Origin of the sequence: Sphingomonas sp. SAFR-052 (genome assembly GCF_051965015.1) — a bacterium.
GTDB lineage: Bacteria > Pseudomonadota > Alphaproteobacteria > Sphingomonadales > Sphingomonadaceae > Sphingomonas.
Window position 1 is genome coordinate 435,878 of the sequence record NZ_JBQCMO010000001.1, and the last position, 25,036, is coordinate 460,913.

At 67.5% G+C, this 25,036-nt stretch carries 25 protein-coding genes; 9 read left to right on the forward strand and 16 right to left on the reverse strand.

Annotation, left to right across the window (positions count from 1 at the left end):
- Positions 1–43: 43 nt before the first annotated feature.
- The 6 genes from ACTHQV_RS02050 to ACTHQV_RS02075 all read right to left on the reverse strand — a co-directional run bounded on the left by ACTHQV_RS02050 (position 44) and on the right by ACTHQV_RS02075 (position 6,969).
- Positions 44–1,735, reverse strand: coding sequence for a long-chain-fatty-acid--CoA ligase (locus ACTHQV_RS02050; RefSeq protein ID WP_440488115.1), 1,692 nt, complete (start codon positions 1,733–1,735; stop codon positions 44–46).
- A gap of 66 nt (positions 1,736–1,801) precedes the next feature.
- Positions 1,802–3,466 (reverse strand): diguanylate cyclase domain-containing protein, encoded by a 1,665-nt coding sequence (locus ACTHQV_RS02055; protein WP_440488116.1) that lies wholly within the window; start codon positions 3,464–3,466, stop codon positions 1,802–1,804.
- Between the two features lie 91 nt (positions 3,467–3,557).
- Complete coding sequence (locus tag ACTHQV_RS02060) at positions 3,558–3,854, reverse strand: hypothetical protein (protein ID WP_440488117.1); 297 nt, start codon at positions 3,852–3,854, stop codon at positions 3,558–3,560.
- 95 nt (positions 3,855–3,949) lie between these two features.
- The gene (locus tag ACTHQV_RS02065) at positions 3,950–4,792 is read right to left on the reverse strand and encodes a S1/P1 nuclease (RefSeq protein ID WP_440488118.1); all 843 of its coding nucleotides are present in this window, start codon (positions 4,790–4,792) and stop codon (positions 3,950–3,952) included.
- Between the two features lie 37 nt (positions 4,793–4,829).
- Entirely contained in the window at positions 4,830–5,768 is a 939-nt protein-coding gene (locus tag ACTHQV_RS02070) for an isoaspartyl peptidase/L-asparaginase family protein (protein ID WP_440488119.1), read from the reverse strand.
- 34 nt (positions 5,769–5,802) lie between these two features.
- Positions 5,803–6,969 (reverse strand): acyltransferase family protein, encoded by a 1,167-nt coding sequence (locus tag ACTHQV_RS02075; protein ID WP_440488120.1) that lies wholly within the window; start codon positions 6,967–6,969, stop codon positions 5,803–5,805.
- Between the two features lie 103 nt (positions 6,970–7,072).
- Here ACTHQV_RS02075 and ispG point away from each other — a divergent pair, with 103 nt between their 5' ends.
- The gene (gene ispG, locus ACTHQV_RS02080; protein WP_440488121.1) at positions 7,073–8,197 is read left to right on the forward strand and encodes a flavodoxin-dependent (E)-4-hydroxy-3-methylbut-2-enyl-diphosphate synthase; all 1,125 of its coding nucleotides are present in this window, start codon (positions 7,073–7,075) and stop codon (positions 8,195–8,197) included.
- Positions 8,198–8,248: 51 nt separating this feature from the next.
- On the opposite strand, the gene ACTHQV_RS02085 is transcribed toward ispG, so the two are convergent.
- Positions 8,249–8,887 (reverse strand): DUF1345 domain-containing protein, encoded by a 639-nt coding sequence (locus ACTHQV_RS02085; protein WP_440488122.1) that lies wholly within the window; start codon positions 8,885–8,887, stop codon positions 8,249–8,251.
- Positions 8,888–9,120: 233 nt separating this feature from the next.
- Here ACTHQV_RS02085 and ACTHQV_RS02090 point away from each other — a divergent pair, with 233 nt between their 5' ends.
- Both ACTHQV_RS02090 and ACTHQV_RS02095 read left to right on the forward strand, forming a co-directional pair.
- On the forward strand, positions 9,121–10,005 hold the full coding sequence (locus tag ACTHQV_RS02090; protein ID WP_440488123.1) for a DMT family transporter: 885 nt from the start codon (positions 9,121–9,123) through the stop codon (positions 10,003–10,005).
- Positions 10,002–10,370 carry a TfoX/Sxy family protein gene (locus ACTHQV_RS02095; protein WP_440488124.1) on the forward strand — a complete coding sequence of 123 codons (369 nt, stop codon included), beginning with the start codon at positions 10,002–10,004 and terminating at the stop codon, positions 10,368–10,370. Before ACTHQV_RS02090 ends, ACTHQV_RS02095 begins: the two co-directional genes overlap by 4 nt.
- 231 nt (positions 10,371–10,601) lie before the next feature.
- Here ACTHQV_RS02095 and ppa read toward each other — a convergent pair whose 3' ends face one another.
- Both ppa and ACTHQV_RS02105 read right to left on the reverse strand, forming a co-directional pair.
- On the reverse strand, positions 10,602–11,177 hold the full coding sequence (ppa, locus tag ACTHQV_RS02100; protein WP_440488125.1) for an inorganic diphosphatase: 576 nt from the start codon (positions 11,175–11,177) through the stop codon (positions 10,602–10,604).
- Between the two features lie 141 nt (positions 11,178–11,318).
- The gene (locus tag ACTHQV_RS02105; RefSeq protein WP_440488126.1) at positions 11,319–13,250 is read right to left on the reverse strand and encodes a M61 family metallopeptidase; all 1,932 of its coding nucleotides are present in this window, start codon (positions 13,248–13,250) and stop codon (positions 11,319–11,321) included.
- A gap of 48 nt (positions 13,251–13,298) precedes the next feature.
- On the opposite strand from ACTHQV_RS02105, the gene ACTHQV_RS02110 reads away from it, so the two are divergent.
- A complete protein-coding gene (locus ACTHQV_RS02110) occupies positions 13,299–14,657 on the forward strand; it encodes a methyltransferase family protein (RefSeq protein WP_440488127.1) in 1,359 nt (452 codons plus the stop codon).
- 62 nt (positions 14,658–14,719) lie between these two features.
- Here ACTHQV_RS02110 and ACTHQV_RS02115 read toward each other — a convergent pair whose 3' ends face one another.
- From ACTHQV_RS02115 to ACTHQV_RS02130, 4 genes are all read right to left on the reverse strand, one after another.
- Positions 14,720–16,093 carry a glutamate--cysteine ligase gene (locus ACTHQV_RS02115; RefSeq protein WP_440488128.1) on the reverse strand — a complete coding sequence of 458 codons (1,374 nt, stop codon included), beginning with the start codon at positions 16,091–16,093 and terminating at the stop codon, positions 14,720–14,722.
- Positions 16,094–16,160: 67 nt separating this feature from the next.
- Positions 16,161–16,904: a 16S rRNA (uracil(1498)-N(3))-methyltransferase gene (locus tag ACTHQV_RS02120; RefSeq protein WP_440488129.1), complete on the reverse strand. Its 744-nt coding sequence runs from the start codon at positions 16,902–16,904 to the stop codon at positions 16,161–16,163.
- A gap of 9 nt (positions 16,905–16,913) precedes the next feature.
- Complete coding sequence (locus ACTHQV_RS02125; protein WP_440488130.1) at positions 16,914–17,228, reverse strand: DMT family transporter; 315 nt, start codon at positions 17,226–17,228, stop codon at positions 16,914–16,916.
- Positions 17,228–17,503, reverse strand: a complete 276-nt coding sequence (locus tag ACTHQV_RS02130) for a hypothetical protein (protein WP_440488131.1) — start codon at positions 17,501–17,503, stop codon at positions 17,228–17,230. Before ACTHQV_RS02130 ends, ACTHQV_RS02125 begins: the two co-directional genes overlap by 1 nt.
- Before the next feature lie 134 nt (positions 17,504–17,637).
- On the opposite strand from ACTHQV_RS02130, the gene ACTHQV_RS02135 reads away from it, so the two are divergent.
- On the forward strand, positions 17,638–17,838 hold the full coding sequence (locus ACTHQV_RS02135; protein ID WP_440488132.1) for a hypothetical protein: 201 nt from the start codon (positions 17,638–17,640) through the stop codon (positions 17,836–17,838).
- 49 nt (positions 17,839–17,887) lie between these two features.
- Here the strand turns inward: ACTHQV_RS02135 and ACTHQV_RS02140 are convergent, their stop codons facing one another.
- Positions 17,888–18,742: a manganese catalase family protein gene (locus ACTHQV_RS02140; protein WP_440488133.1), complete on the reverse strand. Its 855-nt coding sequence runs from the start codon at positions 18,740–18,742 to the stop codon at positions 17,888–17,890.
- A 183-nt stretch (positions 18,743–18,925) separates the two neighbouring features.
- Here ACTHQV_RS02140 and ubiA point away from each other — a divergent pair, with 183 nt between their 5' ends.
- Genes ubiA through ACTHQV_RS02160 form a run of 4 tightly spaced genes read left to right on the forward strand, consistent with a single transcriptional unit; the run spans position 18,926 to position 22,798 of the window.
- Entirely contained in the window at positions 18,926–19,855 is a 930-nt protein-coding gene (gene ubiA / locus ACTHQV_RS02145; protein ID WP_440488134.1) for a 4-hydroxybenzoate octaprenyltransferase, read from the forward strand.
- A 38-nt stretch (positions 19,856–19,893) separates the two neighbouring features.
- A complete protein-coding gene (locus ACTHQV_RS02150; protein WP_440488135.1) occupies positions 19,894–21,240 on the forward strand; it encodes a TldD/PmbA family protein in 1,347 nt (448 codons plus the stop codon).
- Positions 21,233–22,018, forward strand: coding sequence for a 3'(2'),5'-bisphosphate nucleotidase CysQ (locus tag ACTHQV_RS02155; RefSeq protein ID WP_440488136.1), 786 nt, complete (start codon positions 21,233–21,235; stop codon positions 22,016–22,018). The genes ACTHQV_RS02150 and ACTHQV_RS02155 overlap by 8 nt, the downstream gene beginning before the upstream one ends.
- A 45-nt stretch (positions 22,019–22,063) precedes the next feature.
- Positions 22,064–22,798, forward strand: coding sequence for an energy transducer TonB (locus ACTHQV_RS02160; protein WP_440488137.1), 735 nt, complete (start codon positions 22,064–22,066; stop codon positions 22,796–22,798).
- 304 nt (positions 22,799–23,102) lie between these two features.
- Here ACTHQV_RS02160 and ACTHQV_RS02165 read toward each other — a convergent pair whose 3' ends face one another.
- Together ACTHQV_RS02165 and ACTHQV_RS02170 are read right to left on the reverse strand one after the other, a co-directional pair.
- Positions 23,103–23,804, reverse strand: coding sequence for a hypothetical protein (locus ACTHQV_RS02165; protein WP_440488138.1), 702 nt, complete (start codon positions 23,802–23,804; stop codon positions 23,103–23,105).
- 4 nt (positions 23,805–23,808) lie between these two features.
- Entirely contained in the window at positions 23,809–25,005 is a 1,197-nt protein-coding gene (locus ACTHQV_RS02170) for a toxic anion resistance protein (protein WP_440488139.1), read from the reverse strand.
- Between the last annotated feature and the right edge of the window lie 31 nt (positions 25,006–25,036).

Here is a 25,036-nt window from a genome sequence, read left to right on the forward strand (position 1 = left end):
CCGGCCTTTACCGGATTTCGGTGCAGGTCGGAAGGGCGGCCGATCAGGCGCGTTCGGCCATCACCTCGGCGATCAGGTCCTTGCGGCTCAATTTGCCGATCATCGTTTTCGGCAGGGTCAGGCGGACGACGACTTCGTCCACCCGCTCATGCTTGCCGAGTTGGGGGTTCAGCCATGCCTTCAACGCATCGCCGTCGACCTCTGCATCCTCCGCCAGAGTCACATAGGCGTGGGGGCTTTCGCCGCGATAGTCGTTGGGCAGGCCGACGACCAGCGCCTCGCGGACGGCGGGGTGGTGGTAGAGGACGCGTTCGATCTCGCTCGGGAACACCTTGAACCCGCCGACCGCTATCATGTCCTTCAGCCGATCGACGATGCGGATGAAGCCGTCGTCGTCGATGGTGCCGACATCGCCGGTGCGCAGCCAGTGGGTGCCGTCGGCATCGACGCAGAAGGTCGTGTCGTCGCTATCGTGCCGCCGCCAATAGCCGCACATGATCTGCGGGCCGGCGACGACGATCTCGCCCGGTTCGTCGGCGGGCGGAGCGAGGTTCGGATTTCCCTTGTCGACCAGCCGGACGCGGGTGCCGGCAATGGGTTGGCCGATGCTGCCGGCCTGTTGCGGCCCGGCATAGGGGTTGCACGATACCACGCCGGAGCTTTCGGACAGGCCGTACCCCTCGACCAGCGTCGCGCCGGTCGCCGCCTCGAACCGTTCCTTCAGTTCGGGGGGCATCGGCGCACCGCCCGATATGCAGTAGCGCAGCGACGAGAAGTCGGTCTGCTTCAGTCGCGGATGGTCGAGCAGCGCGCGGTACATGGTCGGAACGCCGGGAAGCGCCGTCGCCTTGGTCCGGTCGAGCGCTGCCAGCACCTGTCCGGCGTCGAAGCGGGGCAGCATCACGATTTCCCCGCCGGTCACGACCGTGCGGTTGAGGACGCAGGTATTGGCGAAGACGTGGAACATCGGCAGCACGCCGAGGATGCGGTCGAGCCTGGTATTGCCGTCGGGGTCGAGCCACGCGACCTGCCGCGCATTGGCCGACATATTGGCGTGGCTGAGCATCGCGCCCTTGGGACTGCCGGTCGTGCCGCCGGTATATTGGATGAGCGCGAGATCACGGGTCGGATCGATCTGCGGCGTCACGCAGCCGCCGTCATTGGCGATCAGCGCGGAAAAGGCCGATACGCGCGGATCGGCGGGCCGCGGTGTCACCTCCTGCGATCGGAACCAGCGATAGAAGAGCGATTTGGCAGCGGGCAGCGCACCGGCGACCGACCCCACCACCAGCCGTTCGAGCGAGCTGCGTTCCAACACCTCCAGCGCGGTGGGTAGCAGCGCCGAGGCGGAGAGGGTGAACAGCAGCTTCGTCCCCGAATCCTCCACCTGCGCCGCCAGTTCCTGTGCGGTGTAGAGCGGCGAGAAATTGACGACCGTCGCGCCCAGTTTGAGGATGCCGTAATAGGCGGCGACATAATGTGGCACGTTCGGCAGGAACAGGCCGATGCGGTCGCCCGGACCATAGCCGAGCCTGGCGAGGCCGCAGGCGACGCGGTCCGCACCATTCTTCGTCTCGGCATAGCTGTAATGGCGGCCGAGAAAGTCGATGAGCGGTGCCGAACCGCGGCGGGCGGCCGATTCCTCGAACAGCGTCACCATCGACATCGGCGGGATCGGTTCGTCCCAGCGAACCGGATGGGCGTAGCGGTCGAGGATCGGTGCGGCGCTGCTCATTTACAAAGGTGTAAGCAGGCGTTGCGCGTCATGCAAGCCGGGTTGCGCCGCCCGAAACCGCGGGCGTCACGCGGCGAGCGGCAGCGACGGTGCCCGGCCGGCACGGTCGCGGCCGGCGGCCTTTGCCTCGAACAGCGCCTTGTCGGCGAGGCGATAGAGACGTTTCCAGTCATTGTCGTCGGCGAGCGGCCCGTGACAGATGCCGATGCTGCTGGTGACACGCAGGTCGTAGGGCAGGCGTTGCGCGCGGACATTGGCGAGCAACACGTCGGGATCAGGCATCGCCCCCTCCTGACCAAGCAGTGCAAATTCCTCACCACCCATGCGCGCGACCAGCACGCCCGGCGGGGCGTGGAAGCGCAGCGTGCGGGCGAACTGACGCAGCACTTCGTCGCCGCCGTCGTGCCCGATCGTATCGTTGACCTGCTTGAAATGGTCGATGTCGAACAGCATCAACGTGCGCGGCCCTTCCGCCGCGATCGCCCGTGACAGGAAGGCGCGTCGATTCAGCAGGCCGGTCAGCGGATCGGTATCGGCCAGCTCGCGCGAGATCGCCTCCTGCCGGACCGCTTCGTCGCGTTCGCGGCTGAGCACGCGGATGCGATAGGCGATGGCGATGCTGGCCGTCAGCGTCTCGATACTCATCGCCACCAGCGTCGAATTGTCGATCCAGAAGCTCCATGCCAGCAGATTGAGATTGTAGAGCGAACGGACGATCAGCATCGCCATCGGCGACGCCCAGCTGATCGCGAACAGCCACAGATAGTCGCTGCGCCTTTGCCAGGCGTGCCACACCACCAGTCCGACCACGACCGGTGCGACGAACATCGCCAGCGAGTAAAGCCGGTCGAGCATCGCGATGGCGACCGGCCCGACCGCGATCAGCAGCGCCCCGATCGTCGCGAAGACGGCGATGACCGTCTGCACCAGCCGGAGCGGCCAGCCATCGAGGATGCGGCGTTCGAAGAAGCAGGCGCAGAAGGTAAGCGCCGAGGCCATTCCCCAGGAGAGCACGACATAGCTGGTCAGGATGCGACGGTTGTTGCCCAGTTCGGGCAGGAACCATGCGAGGATTCCCGATGACGACAGCGCATAGATCACCAGGCAGGCGAGCAGCCCGCAATAGGCGATCTGGAAATCATGGTGCAGCACCCGCCACAGCGCGAAATTATAGAAGAGCAGACCGGCGCACAGGCCGATGAACCCGGCATAGAGCGCGGCGAGCAGCAAGTTCGAACGCTCGCTCTCGGCATCGCCGGTCACGCGGGCCCCGAGCAAGATGCCGCGCATGTTGGCGCTGCCGTCGACCCGCCACAGCACTCGCTCGATCGGCGCGCCATCGGGCACGAAACGGTGTTCGACGATCGCGCCCAGCTGGATATGGCGGCCGATGCCGACATTGTCGTCGATCCATTCGGCGATGCGGCCATCGGCGGCAATCGCATAGACGGCGAGCGAATCCTGCCACAGGCTGGCCTGTCGCAGGCGGATCGGCGCGGCCGGATCGGCTGGCTTGGGCAAACGACCCGACAGCACCCAGTAGTCGCCGGGACCGAAGCTGGTCTGTCGGGTGGTACAGTCGAACCGGTCGGGCCGGGCGAGCACCCCCCGGACGGTGTCGCCGGGCTCGACGCGGCTGATACAGGTCGCGACCGAGGTCCCGACGATGCCGGCCTGCGCGCGTGCCGGCACGGCAGCGAACGCGCCGAACGCCATGAGCAGCGCGATCATCAGGGTCCGACAGGCCGATACCATATGGCCGACATGCCATCCGACGCGCCAAGATTTAGTTAACGCGGCGTTTTGTTTTCGGATCGGTGCGTTAGTTGGCGGCGACGACCGCCGCGGTCAGCCCGGCCATCGTCGCCTGCTGCGCGATCTGGCGCAGGGTGTCGGCACCGGTGCCGGCGGGGGTCATGACGCGCGCACTGGACCGGCCGGGGCCGACCGATTGCGGAAAGGTCGTCGCGCGGCTGGGCTTGTGTGCGCCCTGTTGCCGGACGAAGGCGGCGACCGCCTCGCTCGGGCCGCTCACTACCAGTTCGGGACCGCCCTGTGCCGGGCTCAGGCCACATCCGGCCAGCAGCGTCGCCGCTGCGATCGTCACGAAAATCCGCATCCTCACCCCTATCGCTCGCCGCGTCGTCGCGGTCGTTGGCTAAGCGCCAAGCTGACACGCGCGGGGGCGGCGCGCAATGGGGTAGGTGCGGGCGCCTAGCCGAGCGCTTCGTCGAGCAGGCGGGCGAGGCGCAGGCCGCCCTTCTTCACCTGTCCCTGCGCGATTGGCACCAGCCGGGCGACGGTCGCGTCGTCGAGCTTGATCCGGCCATCGGGTTTCGGGCCGCAGCCGGCGCCGCCCAAAGCAGGCGCATAGGCATAGTCGCGGCTGATCTGCCAACTGTCGCGGCTCCAATCCTCGACGCTGCCGGCCTGGATCGGGGCGCGTTCGGCAGCGGTGTAGGCGCGCAGGATCGAGGGCGGGGTGCTGATCGCGCGTTCGGCGAGCGGCCCGTCCCAGATCGAATGCAGGTTGAAGCGATCGGGATGGTAGATGCCGTAATCGCCCCTCACCCGGTTGCCGCCCAGGTCACCGCGATCGCCGGCATGGAGCGGCATGTGCAGGTCACCGACGAAATGGACGAGGAAGGTGAGTGCCAGCACCTTTTCGCGCATCGGGACCTTCGGGTCCTTCAGCAACTTTACGTCGCGTTCGATCTGTGCCGAGACGCAGTTGCCGTCCTTGCACGCGGCCTTCAGGTCGAACGGCCTGCAGACGTCGACATTCTGGTAATGCCAGGAATAGGCATAGCTGAAACGTTCGCCGAGCGGCTTGACGCAATCGGCCCATACGCTCGCTTCCTCGATCGTGCGCGCCGGGCAAGTCGGGGTTTCGAGCAACGCCTGATGCCGCAGGATGCGGTCGATCGCGGCGCGGGTTTCGGGGCGGACGTTCAGCCGCGCGATGGTGGCGACGCTCTGATGCCCGAACTCCCAATAGGCATAGGCCGGCGAGGTGGCGAACAGGCAGGCGAGTGCGAGCAACAGGCGGCGAATCATGGGCGGGCGTTTAAAGCGTGTCGTCCGGCATGAAAACCTATCCTTCCTCGCCATAGATGGCGACGCGGCGGGTGCCGTCGCTGCCGGCGCGACCGCGATACATGCCGGGGGTGGTGAAGCTCCAGGCGACGTCGCCATCGGGACCGGCGACGATGACGCCGCCGGTGCCGCCCAGCGCCCGTGTTTCGGCGAGGACATGGTCGGCGGCGGTCTGCAGGTCTTCGCCGGCGAAGCGGATGCGCGCCGAAATCTCGTGCGCGACGCCGATGCGGATGAAGAACTCGCCGGCGCCGGTCGCCGAGACGGCGCAGGCGCGATCGTCGGCATGGGTGCCGGCGCCGATCAGCGGCGAATCGCCGATGCGGCCCCAGCGCTTGCCGGTCACCCCGCCGGTTGAAGTGGCGGCGGCGACATGGCCGGCGGCATCGACCGCGACCGCGCCGACCGTGCCGTACTTCATGTCGACGTCGAACCAGCCGTCGGGATTGGCCTTCATTGCTTCGAGCTGCGCGCGGCGTTCGGGGGTGACGAACCAGTCGGGATCGACCTGCTCGACGCCCTGTTCGACAGCAAAGATGTCGGCGCCCTTGCCCGCCAGCAGCACGTGCGGGCTGTGGTCCATGACCGCGCGCGCCAGGCTGACCGGATGGCGGGTGCGGGTGACGCCGGCGACGGCACCGGCCGTGCGGGTCGCGCCGTCCATGATCGCGGCGTCGAGCTCGATCGCACCGTCGAAGGTGAAGACCGCGCCGCGCCCGGAATTGAAGGTCGGATCGTCCTCCAGCACCTGTACCGCCGCCTCGACCGCGTCGAGCGCGCTGCCGCCCGACGACAGGACCGCTTCGCCGGCGGCAAGGGCAGCGTCGAGCCCGGCACGGGCGGCTGCGTCGGTCTGCGCGCTGACGGTATCGCGGGCCAGGATGCCGGCGCCGCCATGCACCAACAGGGTCCAGCGGGGGGCGGGGGCACTCGACATGATCTGGTCCTGCTGCGGTTGGGCGTCCGCGCTGCTAGCAGATCGCGGGGGCGGTGCCACCCTGTCGCTTGATGGGTGCGGCGACGCCGACGAGGATTCCGAATATCGGCACCAGCCGGGCGAGCGCGACGGTCGCCCCGCAGGCGGCGATGGTCGCGGTCAGGATCACCGCCGCCTGTACCCCCGGGGCCAGCGCCAGCGGCAGGGTGCACCATGTCGCCAGCACGATCGCGGGATGATGGACGATATAGGCGGGGAACACCGCCTGCCCGAGGCTGCGGCGCCAGCGATGGTCGCGATTGGCATGGGCGTCGGCGAGGTGGAACAGGGTGACGACCATGCCCCATGCCATGACCGACCGGCCGGCACGGCTGACGGCCATCAGCGCGTGCGGCGGCACGGCGGTGCCGGGATAGGCGACCTCCACCGCGATCGCGGCGCCGCCGCCCAGCAGCGCCAGCAGCGCGGCGGGCCGCCAGCAACGGTGCAGCGCACGCCACAGCGGCGGATGGCGCGCGATCAGGAAGCCGAGGACGAACAGGGTCAGGAACTGCGAATGGCCCGCCCAGTCGCGGAACAGTCCCTGTCGTTCGGGGATCACGAACAGCAGCGCCAGCCGTGCCGCTACGGTCGCCGCCATCGGTGCCCAGAGTAGCCGGTGGCCGACCGCCAGACACGTCGCCGCCCGGTCGAGCCATGCCAACGCGCGGCGTGACGCGGTCAGGCCGGCGACGATCATGGTGTATGCCCATAGATAGACAAGGAACCAGAGATGCTCCCAGCTGGGGAATTTGACGCCCCAATGCGTGCCGCTGGTCCAGGCGTCGAACAGCCGGAAATGGAGATAGTCGCGCGCATAGCCGGCCTCGCGCACCCGTACCCACATTTCCAGTGGGACCACCGCGACCATGGCGAAGGCGAGCGGGATCAACAGTCGCCGCGACCGTTCGCCGGCAAAGGCCGTCGCATCGCCCGCGCGCGCGAACAGCATCGCCCCGGCATAGCCCGACACCGCGAACAACAGCCCCAGCCGCCACGGCGTCAGCGCCGCCATCGGCGCGACGAGTGCCGGATAGACATGGCCCGACGACACGATCCAGTGCCACGGGCTGAACGCCAGCGCGACATGATAGGGGATCAGCAGGGTGAACGCGGCGATGCGCAGCCAGTCCAGCCCGTAATGGCGGCCCGCCGGTGTCATGCGCTTCCCTGTCGTTCCCCGCTTCGCGGCCATGCGACTTTCGCCTGACGCAATGTCGCCCTATACTGACCAGAGATAACCGAAGCGTTAGCGAGAATTTACCATGTCGATCCGCCCTTGGCGCGATATCCACCGCCGGCAGAGCCGCCAGATCATGGTCGGCAACGTCCCCGTCGGCGGCGACGCGCCGGTTACGGTGCAGACGATGACCAACACCGAAACGTCCGACGCAGTGGCGACGATCGACCAGATCCGCCGCTGTGAAGAGGCGGGCGCCGACATCATCCGCGTATCGTGCCCCGACGTGGCGAGCACTGCCGCGCTGCGCCAGATCACCCGCGCCGCGCGCGTGCCGATCGTCGCCGACATCCATTTCCACTACAAGCGCGCGCTGGAGGCGGCCGATGCGGGCGCCGCCTGCCTGCGGATCAATCCGGGCAATATCGGATCGAACGAGCGCGTCGCTGAGGTCGTCCGCGCGGCCAAGGCCAATGGCTGCGCGATCCGCATCGGCGTGAATGGCGGCTCCCTCGAAAAGCATCTGCTCGAGAAATATGGCGAGCCATGCCCCGATGCGTTGGTCGAAAGTGCGATGGACCATATCAAGCTGTTGCAAGACCACGACTTCCACGAGTTCAAGGTCGCGGTGAAGGCGTCCGACCTGTTCCTGGCGGTCGCGGCGTACCAGCAACTGGCCGAAATGGTTGACTGCCCGCTGCATCTGGGCATCACCGAGGCGGGCGGCTTCGTCGGCGGTACGGTCAAGTCGTCGATCGGTATCGGGTCGCTGTTGTGGTTCGGGATCGGCGACACGATCCGCGTGTCGCTGTCGGCCGAGCCCGAAGAGGAAGTCCGGGTCGGGTTCGAGATCCTGAAGGCGCTTGGCATCCGCAATCGCGGCGTGCGCGTCGTGTCGTGCCCGTCGTGCGCGCGGCAGGGCTTCGACGTGATCCGCACCGTGCAGGCGCTGGAGGAGCGGTTGCAGCATATCCGCACGCCGATGTCGCTGTCGGTGCTGGGCTGCGTCGTCAACGGCCCCGGCGAAGCGCGCGAGACCGATATCGGCATCACCGGCGGCGGCAATGGCCGGCACATGGTGTATCTGTCGGGGGTCACCGATCATCATGTCCAGGACGCCGACATGATCGAGCATATCGTCAAGCTGGTCGAGGCCAAGGCGGCGGAGATCGAGGCGGCGAACGCAGGCATGCCGCAGGCGGCGGAATAGGCCCGGTAAATCCGTATCCCCGCCGACGCGGGGATACGATCCATGTGAGGGTTACGACCCGCCCAGCACGTTCACGCTGAACGCGACCACGCCCAGATTGAACACGAACGCGATCAGGCAGTGGCCGGTCACCGTGCGGCGCATGGTGCGCGAAGTGATCGACACGTCCGACGTCTGGAACGTCATGCCGAGCGTGAACGCGAAATAGACGAAGTCCCAGTAATCGGGTTCGTCGGTGCCCGGCACGTCGATGCCGCCGCTGTCCTTGCCCGCGTGATCGGCGGTGTAGAACAGATGCGCATAATGCATCGCGTAGATGGTGTTGGCGAAGGCCCAGGCGAGCAGCAGCGTCGCGACGACCAGCACCACGACCCGCGGTTCGGGGGTGCCGCGCTGCGCCAGTTCGATCGCGATCGCGGTCAGCAGTACCAGCGCGATCCCGGCGGACAGGATCAGCAGCAGCGGGCGGTTGGCGTCGTTGCGCAGCGCCGCCTGCCGCATCCGCTCGGCCGACGCGCCGAGCAGCGGCACGCACGACAGCAGGAACACGACCGCACCGATATCGAACGCCAGCGGCACCCCGATCCGCCAGCCGAACGCCGGCAGTGCCCAGCATCCGGCAGCGACCGCGACCGCGGCGAAGGCGACGAAACGTGCGGGCGCGAGGCGCTGGCCGAGGTTCAGGGGCATGGGGCGGGTGTATCGCGCGCCGGGGCGCGTGAGCAAGTTCCTCCCCGGCAAGGGGAGGGGGACCAGCGCAGCTGGTGGAGGGGGATGTCCGCGAACGCTGTCGTCGCGTAGGTGGCGACCCCCTCCACCATGCTGCGCATGGTCCCCTCCCCGCGGGCGGGGAGGATTGGGTTGCATCGTATGGCCGCCTACGCGACAGCAGCTGGACCGTCCGTCCAGCGAAAGGTCCGTCCATGTCCGCCCCCTTGCGCGCCTTCCTCGTCGCGGCGTCGGGGATCGCGGTCTATACGGTGATGGATGCGCTGATGAAGCAGCTGTCGATCGACAGCGGGGCGTACAATGCGGTGCTGTGGCGGTCGGTCGGCGGCGCGGCATTGTGCGGCGTCCTGTTCGTCGCGGTCGGGCGGCGCTGGCCGGCGTGGTCGACGCTCAAGCTGCATATCGCGCGAGGGCTGGCGGCGGGGTCCTCGGTCGTGCTGTTCTTCTGGGGCCTCGCGCGGGTGCCGATGGCGCAGGGGGTGGCGCTGACCTTCCTTGCGCCGTTGATTGCGCTGTATCTGGCGGCGCTGTTTCTGGGGGAGACGATCCGCCGTGCGGCGATCATCGGGTCGGTGATCGCGTCGGCAGGCGTGCTGGTGATCGCGGCGGGGGAGGTGCAGGCCGATGCGTCTACGCAGGCCGTGCTCGGCAGCCTCGCCTGCGTCGCTGCGTCGGTGCTCTATGCCGGCAGCCTGATCCTGCTGCGGCGGCAGGCGCAGGTCGCCGATCCGGTCGAGGTCGCGTTCTTCGCCAATCTGGTGATCGGCGGGATGCTGCTACCCGCTGCGCCATGGCTGGGGGCGGTGCCGGCGGGGGCGCAGTTGTTGCCGCTATTCGGGGCGATCCTGCTCAACATCGCGTCGGTAATGGCGCTCGCCTGGGCCTATGCGCGTGCCGAGGCGCAGGTGCTGGCGCCAGTCGAATATAGCGCGTTCGTTTGGGCGGCGCTGGCGGGCTGGATCGCATTCGGCGAGACGGTGTCGCCCTATACGGTGATCGGCGCGCTGCTGATCGTCGCGGGCTGCGTGGTCGCGGTCAGGCGGCGGGTGCCGGCGGTACAGAGCGAGGCGGGGGCATGAGCGCGGACGAGGGATTGCTGCTGTGGATCGAGGAGGCGCTGGCGCCGACCGGCCGCGTGACGTGGCGGCGGATGATGGGCGGCGCGACGCTGTATCTCGACGGCACGGTCTTCGCGATCGTGCTCGACGATATGCTGTGGTTTAAATCGGATGCGGTGGCCGATCCGGTGTGGGATGCCGAAGGCGCTGCGCGGTTCAGCTATGCGCGCAAGGACGGCAGCGTGGCGACGATGAACTATCGCCGCGCGCCCGACGGCGTGTTCGACGATGCCGACCTGCTCGGACAATGGGCGGCGCTTGCGGTCGAGGCCGGGCGGCGTGCGCCGGTCAAGCGGCGGCGGACCAAGGGGACGGACCCGGCATAGGGTCGACGTCGCCCCACAACGCTCCGGCTGCAGCGGTGGGACTAGTCTGATCCGAAGACTGGAAGCGTCGCCCCAGCGAAGGCTGGGGCCTCGTGCGGCTTCTGCTGCGTGCGGTCACCGGGAGATCCCAGCCTGCGCTGGGATGACGTATGGTTCAAAGCGGAATGGCGAAGTTCCCGGGTTTCGCGCCCCCAGAACGAAACGGGCGGGGAAAATCCCCGCCCGCCGGTCTCAACGACCCGGTACGTCGTAGTCGTGCGGCTCTTCGCCCTGCGCCTTGGCTTCGTTGTAGCGTTCGATCGCTTCCAGCGTGATGCGCTTGGCTTCCTCGGCACCGCCCCAGGTACCGATGCGGACCCACTTCTTCTTTTCGAGGTCCTTATAATGGGTGAAGAAATGTTCGATCTGTTCGAACACGATTTCGGGCAGATCGGTCTTCTCGCCGACGTTGCTGTAGTAGGGGAAGGTCGAATCGACCGGCACGCATACCAGCTTTTCGTCGCCGCCGGCTTCGTCCTCGAGGTTCAACACTGCGATCGGGCGGGCACGGACCACGCAGCCGGGGATGAACGGCGAACGCGACACGACCAGCGCGTCGAGCGGATCGCCATCGGGCGACAGGGTGTGCGGCACGAAGCCGTAGTTCGCCGGATAGCGCATCGGCGTGTGCAGGATGCGGTCGACGAACAGCGCGCCCGAAGCCTTGTCGAATTCATACTTCACCGGTTCACCACCGGTCGGAACTTCGATGATGACGTTCAGGCTGCTCGGCGGATTGTCGCCGACCGGCACCATGTCGATGCGCATTGATAGTCTCCCTTTTCCCGCACGGACGCGCGTGTGACGCGCCCTTTACCCGGAATTATCAGTCGTTGAAGCACGTTTTGTTTGGAATCGCCGCGCGGCGCAATCGGGTGGTCCCGCAACGGGACCGCCCGGGCGCCAAGATCATTTCGCTGTGAGCAGCCGGTCGAGACCGCCATCGTCCTGGCCGACCTTTTCGAGGCGCGGATAGCGATGCCCGTCATAATAGGGGATCGCGACCTCGCGCACCGCATCGTGCATGTTGACGGTCAGGCGGATCGGTTCCTTCGCGCCCTTTGCTGCGCCGACCGCATCGCGCAGGCGATCGGGGGTGTAGGCACTGCCGTTCACCGCGACGATCATCGTACCGATCTCGAACCCGGCCTTGAACGCCGGACTGCCCCAGATCACGCTGGTCACCTTGCCATCCTTGTTCGCGCCGAGACCCAGCGAATAGGGGAGCGACACGCCGCCCGCGCTCTTTTCGCGCCCCTTCAGATAGGGGGTCGGGGTGTCGGTGTAGATCAGGCGGTAGCCATTGGCGGCGAAGCCGTCGATCGGCGCGCGATCGGTGCGGGCGTTCAGCCGCTTGTCGAGGAAGCCGGCCCAGTCATAGGGCTGGATGCCATTCAGCGTCTTGGCGACATCGGCCAGCGTATAGGGCAGCACGCCCCAGTCGCCGTCGCGTATTCCGAAAAAGGCGCGGGCGAAATCGTCCATCGACCGGGTGCCGCCCGACTGTTTGCGGAGCATCGAATCGACCTCCATCCACACCAGCAGCCCTTCGTTGTAATAATCCTCCGACCGCTGCCAGCTGACCCAGCCCTTGGGACGGCGGGCGGTGATGACCGGATCGTTGGTGGTGTCGATCAACGGGCGCCACTGCCGCCCCTCACGCGCGTCCAATGCGGCGGCGATGTCGGCATAGGCGTCGAGCGTGTCCTGCCTCGATACCAGGCCTGAACGCGCCTGCAGCACATAGCCCCAGAACTGCGTCTGCCCTTCATAGACCCACAGCAGCGAGTTGCGCATGGGGGTACGGAAATCGGGCGTGAACAGGTCGGCCCCGCGACGATATTTGCCGTCCCAGCTATGGGTGAATTCGTGCGGCAGCAGGTTGCGTTCGCCCGGCCCCGATGCCCAGTCGGTGAAATAGCCCGGATCGACACCGTTTTCCGACGAACGATGATGTTCGAGACCGATCGATCCCATCTTGTCGGTGATCGACAGGAGGAATTCGTACTTGTCGTAATGCTGTGCGCCGAACAGCTTCACCGCCTGTTCGACCAGCCGGGTATGTGCGGCGATCTGGTCCGGCGTGGCGGCGAGTTCCGACGGCTTGTCGGCGACGACGTTCAGCCCGACCCGGTCGGTCAGCGGGAAGCGTTTGAAATATTTGCCGGCGAATACCGGCGAGTCGATCAGCGTTTCGTAGCTGGTGCGATCGTACTTATAGACACCGCCCTGCAACTTCGACGGCAGGCCCGATGCGGCGGTCCAGCCGGCGGGATAGCGCACCGACGCCTCGATCGGGATGCGGCGGGTGTAGTAGCCCGCCGGGTACAGGCTGACCGCTTCGAATTGCAGGTTCAGCATCTCGGGGGTGACGACGATGCGCCCCTGATCTCCCTGCTGCGCCGACAGGAACTGGAACTGCACGTCGAGATTTTTGGCGCCGGCGGGTACGTCGATATGGAAGGAATACATGTCGAGCACGTCGCGGGTCCAGGGCAGCTCGCGGCCATTGGCGCGAACGACGAGGCCGGCCAGCTTCTCGATCTCGCCGCGCGGACCGTGCTTGCCGGGCAGCCATTTCGGCATCATCAGCACCATGTGGCCGCTGCGCGCGACCGGGATCGTTTCCTTCACGCGGAAGATGCCCTGCACGGTATCGGTCGCATCGACGTCGAGCTTGATCGTGCCGGGATAGTCGATGTCGCGCGCCACCGGCACGGTGTCGACGATCGGGGTCGGTTGCGGCAGGGTGTTGCCCGGCGGGTTGATCTGCGCGGTGGCGGGCAGGGCGGTGGTCAGCAGCAGCGCGGTCAGCGGGATACGCAACGAATTGGTACGCAAGGGCAGGGACTTCCTTCGGACGCGGATATGCTTCACCGGATGCTTACCATGTCGGTGATAGCGGATGGCACCATGTATCACGCCAAGTCGTTGGCTACGCAAGCCGAACCCGAATCGCGACCTGAATCGGCGGTGTCGACCGGTGTCGGGTTGGCCGGGCTCGCCGGGCTGTGCGCGTGGATCGCGGTCGCGTGGCATTACGGGATGGACGGGCCCTATGCGGCGCTGGTCAACGTCGCCGCCTGCGCGCTGCCGATGGTGCTGTGGTCGCTGCTGATCGACAAGGTGCATCGCAATCCGTCGACGGGCATCGACTGGAACAAGGTCCGGCCGTGGCGCGAGACGGTGGAGATCAGCCTGACCAAGCTCGCCGGGCTATGGCTGACCTGGGGGGCGATCGCAGGCGTCTATGCGACCGGGCGGTTTTACTGGGAGGGCGGGTTCGCCTTTTCGATGTGGGCGTTCGAATGGGCGGCGGTGCCGCTGTTCCTGCTGTCGATCCCGTACATGCTGTGGATCGACCGGCGGCTGGTCGATCCGAAGGACGGGTGCTGGGCGCTGGGGGCATGGGCGCTGCATTTGCCGGAACCCATCGACGGGCAAGCGATCTACAATCATCTGCGCGGTTGGGCGGTGAAGGCGTTTTTCCTCGCCTTCATGCTGGCGATCGTGCCGCCGGGGTTCGGCGAGTTCATCCGTACCCAGCGCGCAGACATCCTGACCGGCCCGGTACCGCTGGCCAACTGGCTCATCACCTTCATGTTCGTGATCGATGTGGCGTTCGCGACGGCGGGCTATATCCTCGCGATGCGGCCGCTCGACAGCCATATCCGCACCGCCACGCCCTATGCGGCGGGGTGGGCGGCGGCGCTGATCTGCTATCCGCCGTTCATCCTGATGGCCGATGGCGGTCCGCTCGACTATCATCCCGGGACGGCGGACTGGACGCACTGGTTCGCGGGGTCGCCAGTGCTGTTGTGGATCACCGGCGCGGTGTTGGTGGGGCTGACCGCCATCTATGCATGGGCGACGATGGCGTTCGGGCTGCGGTTCTCGAACCTGACGCATCGCGGGATCCTGACCCATGGGCCGTATGCGTTCAGCCGGCATCCGGCCTATCTGTCCAAGAACCTGTTCTGGTGGATTTCGACGATTCCCGTGCTGACGACGGCGGACAACTGGACCGAGGCGGCGCGCAATACCGCGATCATGGCGGCGGTCAGCGGGGTCTATTACTGGCGCGCCAAGACCGAGGAACGGCATCTGGGCGCGGACCCGGTGTACCGGGCGTATAGCCGCTGGATGGTGCGGCACGGGTTGGTGACCAAATTCCTCAGTCCTCCCCGGCACGGGGAGGGGGACCGTCCGCAGGACGGTGGAGGGGGTTCGCCAAACACGGGGCGGTAGCGTTTGCGGACAGCCCCCTCCACCATGCTGCGCATGGTCCCCCTCCCCGTACCGGGGAGGAATCAGAAGCTGTATTCTTCGTAGACCCTGGTCAGGTCGCCGCCCCAGCCATCGGCGAATTTGTCGAGCATGACCTGCGCCGGGACCTTGCCCGAGCGGACGACTTCGCGCAGCGGTTCGAGGAAGCCGCTTTCGTCTTCGCCCGACGGGCCGAGGCGGCGGCGGGCGGACAGGCCCTTGCCGGCGATGTCGAGCACCTCGCCCGCGACGTCGCGCAGGCGACCGCCGCCGGGCAGCGGCGCGTCGAGGCCGAGCGCTGGGACGGAATCGCGCAGGCGCTGGCGGTCGTCGATCGACCAGCCCTTGACCATATCCCATGCCGCGTCGAGTGCTTGGCTGTCGTAAAGGAGCCCGACCCAGAAGGCCGGCAGCGCGCAGATGCGGCCCCATGGCCCGCCATCGGCACCGCGCATTTCGAGAAAGGTCTTCAGCCGCACTTCGGGGAAGGCGGTCGAGAGATGGTCGGCCCAGTCCTCCATCGTCGGCTTTTCGCCGGGCAGCACCGACAACTCGCCCTTCAGGAAGTCGCGGAACGATAGGCCGGCGGCGTCGATATAGCGGCCGTCGCGATAGACGAAGTACATCGGTACCTCGAGGGCATAATCGGCATAGCGTTCATAGCCGAAGCCGTCCTCGAACACGAAGGGCAGCATACCGGTGCGTGCCGGATCGGTGTCGGACCAGATGTGCGAGCGATAGGAAAGCTGGCCGTTGGGCAGCCCTTCCGTAAAAGGCGAATTGGCGAACAGCGCGGTGGCGAGCGGCTGCAGCGCGAGGCCGACGCGGAATTTCTGCACCATGTCGGCCTCGCTGGCATAGTCGAGGTTGACCTGGATGGTGCAGGTACGCAGCATCATGTCGAGGCCCATGGTGCCGACGCGCGGCATATGGTTGAGCATGATGCCATAGCGGCCCTTGGGCATGATCGGCAGTTCGTCGCGCCGCTTGTCGGGCCACATGCCGAGACCGAGGAAGCCGAGACCGAGTTCGTCGCCGACCGCCTTGACTTGATCCAGATGGCGGCCGGTTTCGGCACAGGTCTGGTGCAGGTTTTCGAGCGGTGCGCCCGACAGTTCGAACTGCCCGGCGGGTTCGAGGCTGACCGATCCGTCCTTGCCGGTCAGCGCGATGACCTTGCCGCCCTCCTCGACCGGGCGCCAGCCGAAGCGTTCGAGGCCGGCGAGCAGGTCGCGGATGCCGCCCGGTTCGTCATAGGAGGGGGCGGCGTGGTCGCTCGTGCGGTACACGAATTTCTCGTGTTCGGTGCCGATCCGCCAGCGCTCGGCCGGCTTCTCGCCCCCCGCGAAATAGGCGATCAGTTGCGAACGGTCCTCGATGACCGCTGCGTGGCTGTCCGAAACGGTCTTCGTGCTCATCGTCGCGCCCATAAACGGGGTGAAGAGGCGACGCTAGGGGGCTGTCGTTGATATGGGTATAGCGCGGCTACCAGTCGCCGGCCGCCGCCATCCACAAGGCGGTCGCCGCCGCCGCCGCCGTCTCCGCGCGCAGGATGCGGGGGCCGAGCGCGATGCCGACGGCCTGGGGCAGCGCGCGGACCGCGTCGCGCTCCTCTGGGTCGAAGCCGCCTTCAGGACCGATCAGGATCGCGGCGGGGCCAGGGTGCGCGTGCATCGCCGCGACCGCAGGCAACCCGCCAGTTTCGTCGGCGAAGAACAGGGTGCGGGTCTCTGGCCAGTCGCGCAGTAACGCCGCCAATTTGACTGGTTCGGCGAGTGCGGGCAGCGCGGTGCGGCCACATTGCTCGGCGGCCTCGACGGCATGCGCGCGCAGGCGGTCGAGGTTCAGGCGATCGACGACGGTGCGGCGGGTCAGCACCGGCAGGATGCGATCGACGCCCAGTTCGCACGCCTTTTCGATGACCCAGTCGATGCGGCCCTTCTTGGTCGGGGCGATGCACAGCCACAGGTCGGGGGCGATCTCGCGGTCGCGTAAGCGTTCGGTCACCTCAAGGATCAGGTCGCGCTTGCGGACATGCGTCGCGGCGGCCCGCCATTCCCCGGTCCGGTCGTCGAAGAGGCGGACAGTGTCGCCGTCCTTCACGCGCATGACGGACAACAGATAATGCGCCTGCGCGCCGTCGAGCCGGACCTGCGTGCCCTGGCTCAGCGGCTGATCGACGAACAGGCGGGGCGACGAATCGGGCGGCCAGGCGGGGGTAGCGGGCATGGGCGGGGGTTAGGACGCCAGCTTCATCAGCACCAGCCCGCCGAGCAGCATCGCCGCCGCGGTCAGGCGCAATGGCGTCACCGCTTCGCCAAGCAGGACGATGCCGACGACGAACGCGCCCAATGCACCGATGCCGGTCCACACCATGTAGCTGGTGCCGAGCGGCAGCTGCTTCATCGCAAGGGCAAGCAGCCCGAAACTGGCGAACATCGCGACGAAGGTGGCGATGGTCGGCAGCGGTTTCGAAAAGCCGTCGGACAGCTTCATGTAATAGGCCCAGACGATCTCCAGCAGCCCGGCGACGGTAAGCATCACCCACGGCATCACCGCGTCTCCGCGTCGCGTTCGATCCGGTAGGCGGCGTCGAGATAGCGTTCCGCCGCCGCGCGTAGCGCCGGTTCCTTCTCGAACGCTTCGGCCGGGGGCGGGGCGAAGCCCAGCGCGTCCATCAGCGCCCATAGCGCGAAGCGGCGCGACGGATCGCGCTCGACGCCGAAGTCGATGCCCATGCGTTCGCGCGCCGCGTCGATCGTCGCCGGATCGGCGGTCTCGGGATCGGTCGACCCAAAATAATGGCGAAGCAGCTGGTCGAGGTCCATGGGCAGTCTGTAGCCGCGATCGGGCAGGTGCGCGACCGCTTCGTGACCATCAGGTGACGAAGGTTTAACGCAACAATTCCGTCCATTCGTGCACTGTATCCGCCATCGGACATGGGGTCCGTGGAGGGTTGAACATGCGTAACGTTTCGCTGATCGTCCTGCCGCTGGCGATGCTGGCAGCACAGCCGGCGCTGGCCAAGGGCTGTATCCGCGGTGCCGCCGCCGGCGCAGCCGCCGGTCATTTCGTGGGCAAGGGCCATGGGCTGCTCGGTGCTGCGGCAGGCTGCGTCGCCATGCACCATCATTACGCCAAGCAGGCCAAGGCGGCACGCTGAGCGATGGCGGCCCGCCGCCCCGTGGGACGGGACGGCGGGCATTGCCGGATCAACCGATCTGCTTATCCTGAGCACCGCTGTCGGGGCGTGCCGGGCCGAGCACGGGTTCCTCGCCGAGCGGCTTGTTCTGGAACACGGTGAATTCGCCACGCCCGTCGACGCTGGGACCATCGGTCCAGCGGCCTTCGGGGAAGGTGCCGTCGACCGAGGTGGCGTAGAAATTATAGTTGTTGGCCTGATCCTCCATGTCCTGCGGGAAGCTATTGGGGATCGGCAGGTTGGCGGCGGCACCGCCCAGTTCCTCGACCACCGCCAGCCATTGCTGCTGGTGCATCGTATCCCGGGCGATCATGTAGTGCAGCATCTTCTTCATGCCGTCGTCGCGCGCCGCGTTGAACAGCCGCACCGCCAGCACCCGTCCGGTGCTCTCCGCCGCGACGTTGCAATACATGTCGGCGGCCACGTTGCCGCTGGCATAGATGTGGCTCATGTTGAACGGTACGCCGTCCGAATCGATCGGCATCGCCGCAAGCCCACCCGACAGCAGATTCTTGTGGATCAGCCCCTCGATCGACGCCTTTGCGCTATGGCCGCCCATCACCGCGCCGACGATGCCGTCGCTTGCGCCTTCTTCCTGCAACGAGGCGGGCGCGGTTTCGAGGTTGAGCGCGACGGCGGTCGCCAGCATCTCGATATGGCCGATCTCCTCGGTCGCGGTGTGGAGCAGCATGTCGCGATATTTGGTGGTCGGCGCGCGATTGCCCCAAGCCTGGAAGAAATACTGCATGCAGACGCGGATCTCGCCTTCGACACCGCCGATCGCCTGTTGCAGCATCCGCGCGAACGCCGGATCGGGTCGTTCGACGGTGACGGGGTACTGAAGCCGTTTGTCGTGATAATACATCGGGGATACTCCGCTGGATGCCGATGGGGCTGCAACGGGTCGGCGATGGGGAAGGTCGCGAAGGAAATCGGCTTTATTTCCGTAACTTAGGTCAGCTTTTTCCGATCGTCGTACCTGGCGGGCGGTTCGTCGCGGCGCATTCCCCCTGTCGCTTCGCGCGCAGCCGTGGCAGCAGGGGGGACCATGCCGACCCCGATCCCAGCCGCTACGTCCGAACAGGTTGCCGATACCGAACATCGCGGGTTCGTCGCGATGCTGCCGCGCGCCGCGCGGCCGTTCGCGTTGCTGGCGCGGTTCGATCGGCCGATCGGCTGGTGGCTGCTCTATTGGCCGGGGGCCTGGGCGATGGCGCTGTCCGGGCGCGCGATCGAGCGATGGGACATGCTGCTGTGGTTCCTGCTCGGCAGCATCGCGATGCGTGGCGCGGGCTGCGTCTATAACGATATCGTCGACCGCGATTTGGACCGGCAGGTGGCGCGGACCGCCAACCGGCCGCTGGCGAGCGGCGCGGTGTCGGTGAAGGCGGCATGGGCGTGGCTGGTGTTCCTCAGCCTGATCGGGCTGGTCGTGCTGCTGCAACTGAACTTCACTGCAGCGATCGTGGCGCTGGCGAGCCTTGCGCTGGTCGCCGCCTATCCGTTCATGAAGCGCATCACCTGGTGGCCGCAGGCGTGGCTGGGCATGGTGTTCTCGTGGGCGGCGCCGGTCGCGTGGGCGCAGATGGGCAGTGACGACTGGTCGGTGCTGGCACTGCTCTATGCCGGGTCGATCGCATGGGTCATCGGCTACGACACCATCTACGCGTGTCAGGATATCGAGGACGATGCGATGGTCGGCGTCCGCTCTTCGGCGCGGGCGATGGGCGGCAAGGTGCGGCCGGGAGTGACGTTGCTGTACGTCGTTGCCATCGTCTGCTGGGCAGGCGCGGTGTGGCGGGTGTTTCCGACGCCGCTGGCGCTGGCCGCGCTGCTGCCCGGCGCGTTGCATCTGGTTTGGCAGGTCGCGACGTTGCGGCCCGCAGAGGGGGCGAACACGCTGCGCCGGTTCCGGTCGAACCGCGATGCCGGGTTGCTGATCTTCCTCGGCCTGCTGGTGGTGGGGCAGGCGGCATGAGCGTTGCCGTCGCCGCTTCGGCTTCCCATTTGGCCGATATGCTGACCCCGTCCCAAGCCGTCGATCGTGCCCATGCCGCCATGGACCTTGCCAAGCGGCACGGCGCGGATGCCGCCGATGCGATCCTCGTCGCCGATACCGCGCTGTCGGTGTCGGTACGGCTGGGGAAGCTTGAGGATGTCGGCCGGTCGGAGGGCAGCGAGCTGGGGCTTCGCGTGTTCGTCGGGCAGCGGTCGGCGAGCGTGTCGACCTCGGACCTGTCCGACGCCGGGCTGGACGCGCTGGCCGAGCGGGTCGTGACGATGGCGCGCGCCGCGCCCGAAGATCGCTGGGCGGGGCTGGCCCCGGCCGAGCGGTTGCTGCACGGAGCACCGCCGCTGCTCGACCTCGACGATGGCGGCGACGTGCCGCCGCAGGCGTTACGCGAGGCTGCGCTGGCGGTCGAGGATGCGGCGCGGGCAGTGCCGGGCGTCAGCATTTCGGAAGGCGGATCAGCCGGTTATAATCGGGCGGTCGTCGCCTTCGCCACCAGCCATGGCTTTGCGCAGGGCTATGCGGTGACCAGCCACGGCATCTCCGCCAGCGTGCTGGCAGGCGACGGCGCGGGGATGCAGCGTGACCATGCGCATCATTCGGCGCGGCACTATGCCATGCTGGAGGACGCGGAGAGCGTCGGCCGGCGAGCGGGTGAGCGCGCCGTTGCCCGGCTGAACCCGGTGCGGATCGAAGGCGGGGCGATGCCGGTGGTGTTCGACCCGCGCGTCGGCGGCAGCCTGATCGGGCATATCCTCGGCGCGATCTCCGGCCCGTCGATCGCGCGTGGGACCAGCTTCCTGCGCGACTGTATGGGCCATGCGATCCTGCCGACCAACCTGTCGATCATCGACGACCCGCACCGCCCGCATGGCCTTCGCGCGCGGCCGTTCGATGGCGAGGGGCTGGCGGTGTCGCCGATGGCGCTGGTCGATCACGGCGTGCTGGAGACGTGGCTGCTCGACAGCGCATCGGCGCGGCAGCTGGGGCTGGAGCCGACCGGCCATGCCTCGCGGGGCCTCAGCGGTCCGCCGGGGGTGACGACCGGCAACGTCCATTTGGCGGGCGGCAGCGGCAGCCGCGACGCGCTGATCGCCGATATCGAACACGGCGTGCTCATTACCGAACTGATCGGGCAGGGGGTGAACGGCGTCACCGGCGATTACAGCCGGGGCGCGTCGGGCTTCCTGATCGAACGCGGCGAGGTGACGCGACCGGTGTCGGGCATCACCATCGCCGGCAATCTGCGCCCGATGCTGGCGTCGCTGACCGCGGCGGGCGATCTGGAGCATCGGCAGGGCGTCAACGTGCCGACGCTCAGGGTCGATGGCATGACGGTGGCGGGTGGCTGACGCTGCGCTGCTCGAACAGGTAAGTGCGATCACCGCCGAGGCGGCGGCGCTGGCGCATGAGCGCTGGCATGGCGATTTCGCGACATGGGAAAAGGCGCCGGGCAATCCGGTGTGCGAGGTCGACCTGACCGTCGACCGACTACTGCGCGACCGGTTGAGCGCGCTGTTACCGGAAGCGGGGTGGCTGTCGGAGGAGACCGCTGACGACGCGGTGCGGCTGGCGAAGCGGCTGGTGTGGATCGTCGACCCGATCGACGGGACGCGCGACTATATCCGCCGGCGCGACGGCTGGGCGGTGTCGGTGGCGCTGGTCGAGGATTGCCAGCCGGTGCTAGGCGTGCTCGACGCGCCGGTGCGGGGGCAGCGCTGGACCGCGCGCGCGGGCGGCGGGGCGTGGCTGAACGGGCAGAAGCTGGCGGTCAGCGAGCGGATCGACTTTGCCGGCAGCCGGACGCCGGTCGACGCGCTGCCCAAGGCGGACCGTGACCTGTTGATGGTCGCCAAGCCCAATTCGATCGCGCTGCGCATGGCGATGGTCGCTGCGGGCGAGGCCGATTTCCTCGCCACGATCCGCTGGGGCAATGAGTGGGACGTGGCGGCGAGCATCCTGCTGGCGCGCGAGGCCGGGGCGACCGTCACCGACGCGATCGGCCGCAAGCTGCGCTTCAACCAGCCGCGCCCGCAGTTTTTCGGGGTGATGGCGGCGGCACCCGGCATCCATGCGGCAGCGGTCGAGCGGCTGCGCGAGCGGGCGATCGTGGCGCTGGGGAAGCGGTAGCGCGGATCAGCCGCCATTCATCGGCGTTGTGGCAGGGCGATGGCGATGCAGGCGGTAATCCCCGAACGGACGCGGATCGGCGCGATGGGCGTGACGATCGCGCTGCACGTGCTGCTCGGCTGGGCGCTAATCGTCGGGCTGGGCGTCGATGTGCCGCGGGTGACGCAGAGTGCGCTGGCGACGTTCGACATCCTGCCGCCGCCGCCCGATCCGCCACCTCCACCGCCGGTCCCGCAGGTTGTGCGGCAGGGGCGGCCCGAGGGCCGCGCCGCCCCGCCCAATATCCGGTCGAAAGCGACCGAGATCGTCGCGACGCCGCCGGTCGTGCCGTTGCCGGTGCCGCCGCCGGTCGTGACTGCGCCGGTCGCCGGGCCGGGCAATGACGCTTCGTCGGGGGCGACCGATCGGGTCGGGCCGGGAACCGGGGCCGGCGGGGTCGGCAATGGCCTCGGCGGCGGCGGTGCGGGGGACGGCGATGGTGGGGGCGGCGGGGATACGCCGCCCGAGCAGATCGGCGGTTCGTTGCAGGGCGCGCGCCTGCCGGCCGAACTGGCCGAGGATGGCTTCGTCGGGACGGTCGAGGTCGACTATGTCGTCGAGCCCAATGGCCGCGCGACCGATTGCCGCATCCGCCGGTCGAGCGGAAACCGCGCGATCGACATCGCGACCTGCCGCCAGATCGAGCGCGCCTTCCGGTTCCGCCCGTCGCGCGATGCGCAAGGGCGGGCGGTGCCGTCGGTCATGGTGCAGCGGCATGACTGGGACGTCGAGCGCTACTGAAAACAAAGGGGTTTTCGGCCAAAGTTCACAAAGTTCACACTCGTGCGGTGTTGGTGCGCGAGTTGCTTTTTGCGCGGGGGCACGGGGCGGGGGTCACGGTAAGAAAGGGCGGTCATCAGCGTAGCGAGCGTCGGCTGGTGTAGGAAAGTGGAATGATGGGAATTGCGCCACCGAACGGACTGCCTGTTGTCCCAGACCCGATCCGGTCCCGCAATTGACTACGGTCGAGAAGAAGCGGGGCCCCGGATCAAGTCGGGGGCGACGTTGATTATTTGGAAGGTTCTCGCGTGACGATCGACCAGCCCTATTCCTCGCCCTGATACTTGATCTGCAGATACCGCTCTCTTGTCGCCAAGCTATCCAAGTCCCCCTGCGCCAGTTGCTGGGTCATCGCCGCGATTTCGGTGTCGATGATGCGCAGGCCATCGACGAGTTGCTGGTCGGGGGTGCGGCCGTTGCGTTCGACGCGGCGGAGCGGTTCGGGGACGCGATTGTAGCCGCGAATGAGTTCGGGGAGTTGTTCGCCGAGCAGCTTACGAACTTCCGACGCGGCCATCGGTTCATCCTCGCCGAGGGTGGCGAGTTGGGACGACAGCGTATCGAGCTTGATCCCGATCGCGTCCGCCAGGCTGACGGCGGGGGCGGGCAAAGCGGGGCGCTGGGTGGCGAGCCAGCGTTCGGTCTGCGACGGCAGCGACCTGATCGGGGCCTGGACCAGTTGTTCGACCGCGACCGGGCGGGTGACCGGCAAGGCGGCGAAGAACAGTGTCGCGGCGATGAGCAGCGTCACCACCAGCAGCGCGCCACCGACGCCCAGCGGCACGAACCAGCCGAATACCAGCGCGGCGATGAGGATCGCGCCGTCGGCCAGCGCGATGCGGCCAAGGCGGCGCAGCACCTCCGCCTCGCGGCGGCGACGGGCGCGCGGCGCGACCTGTCCGTGGCGCTCGCGCGCGCGCTCCAGCGTCAGGCTGGCGCGTTCCAATACCTCGTCGCTGCGCGACATGGGCCTACATCGCCTCCAGCTTGAACGTCTCGCCCTGACCCGATGCGTTCTGCGACGCCCCCTCGGCGCGGGCGATATAGCCCCGCGACTTCTCGACCTCGTTGCCGAGCGTGTTGATCGTCGTCTTCATCGAATCGAGCGCCTTCAGCTTGAACGTGTCGATCGCGTCCATCGTGTCATAGACGTTCTGGAACGCACGTTGCAGCACTTCGACCGGAATGGTCGAGGCGGCGGCCTGTTCGTGGATCGTCGCGGTCTGCGAACGGAGCAGCTTGCCGGTCGAATCGATGATGTTGGCGGTGGTGGTGTTCAGCGCGGTGATCTGTTCGAGCACCAGCTTCTGGTTGGTCAGCGCCTGTGCGACCGTCACCGCGGTGCGCAGCGCGCCGACGGTGGTGGTGCTGGCGCGGTCGACGCCCTTGACCAGTTCGACATTGTTCTTCTTGACCAGATCCAGCGCCAGATAGCCCTGCACCGTCACCGCCATCTGCGTCAGCAGATCCTGCGACCGCTGACGGACGTAGAAAAGCGCGGTCTCGCGGATCGCCTTGGCCTTTGCGGGATCGCTATGGTCGAGCTCGTTGGCCTTGTCCTCCAGCTTCTGGTCCATCTCGCGCGAGAGATAGATCATCTGCTCCAGACGCCCCATCGCCGTCCACAGGTTCGCGCGTTCGGTGTCGATGGCGGCATTGTCCATCAACAGCTCGTCCTTGCCCGATTGCAGGCGTTTGAGGATCGAGGCGATATGGCTCTGCGCGGATTTATAGCCGTCGAAATAGTCGCGGACCTTGCTGCCGAACGGGATCATGCCGAACAGTTTCTTCGGCTCCAGCAGATTGCCCTGCCGACCGGGATCGAGGTCCTCGATCGTGCGGCGCAGCTGGGCGAGGTCGGCGCCGACGCCCGATTCCTGGTCCATCGCGCGGACCGGGCGGTCGAGGAAGCGGTTGGACTGGCCCGCCGCCTCGCGGATCTCACGCGCGCCGAGGTTGCTGATCGCGTCGACGCGCTTGCCGAATTCGGGGGAGTTCGCGTCCTGCGCGACCAGCTGTTCGACGAAATCGTCAACGCGACGCTGCAATTCGGTCTTCTTGACGTCGTCGACCGGCACCAGCCCGGCCGCCTTCGCCGCCGGCACGGTCGGCACCGGATCGGGCGGGGTCAGCACCAGCGCGGGTTCTTCGGTCGTCTGCGTCGCCATACTTCCTCCACGTCGTCCGCCGGTTGATGCC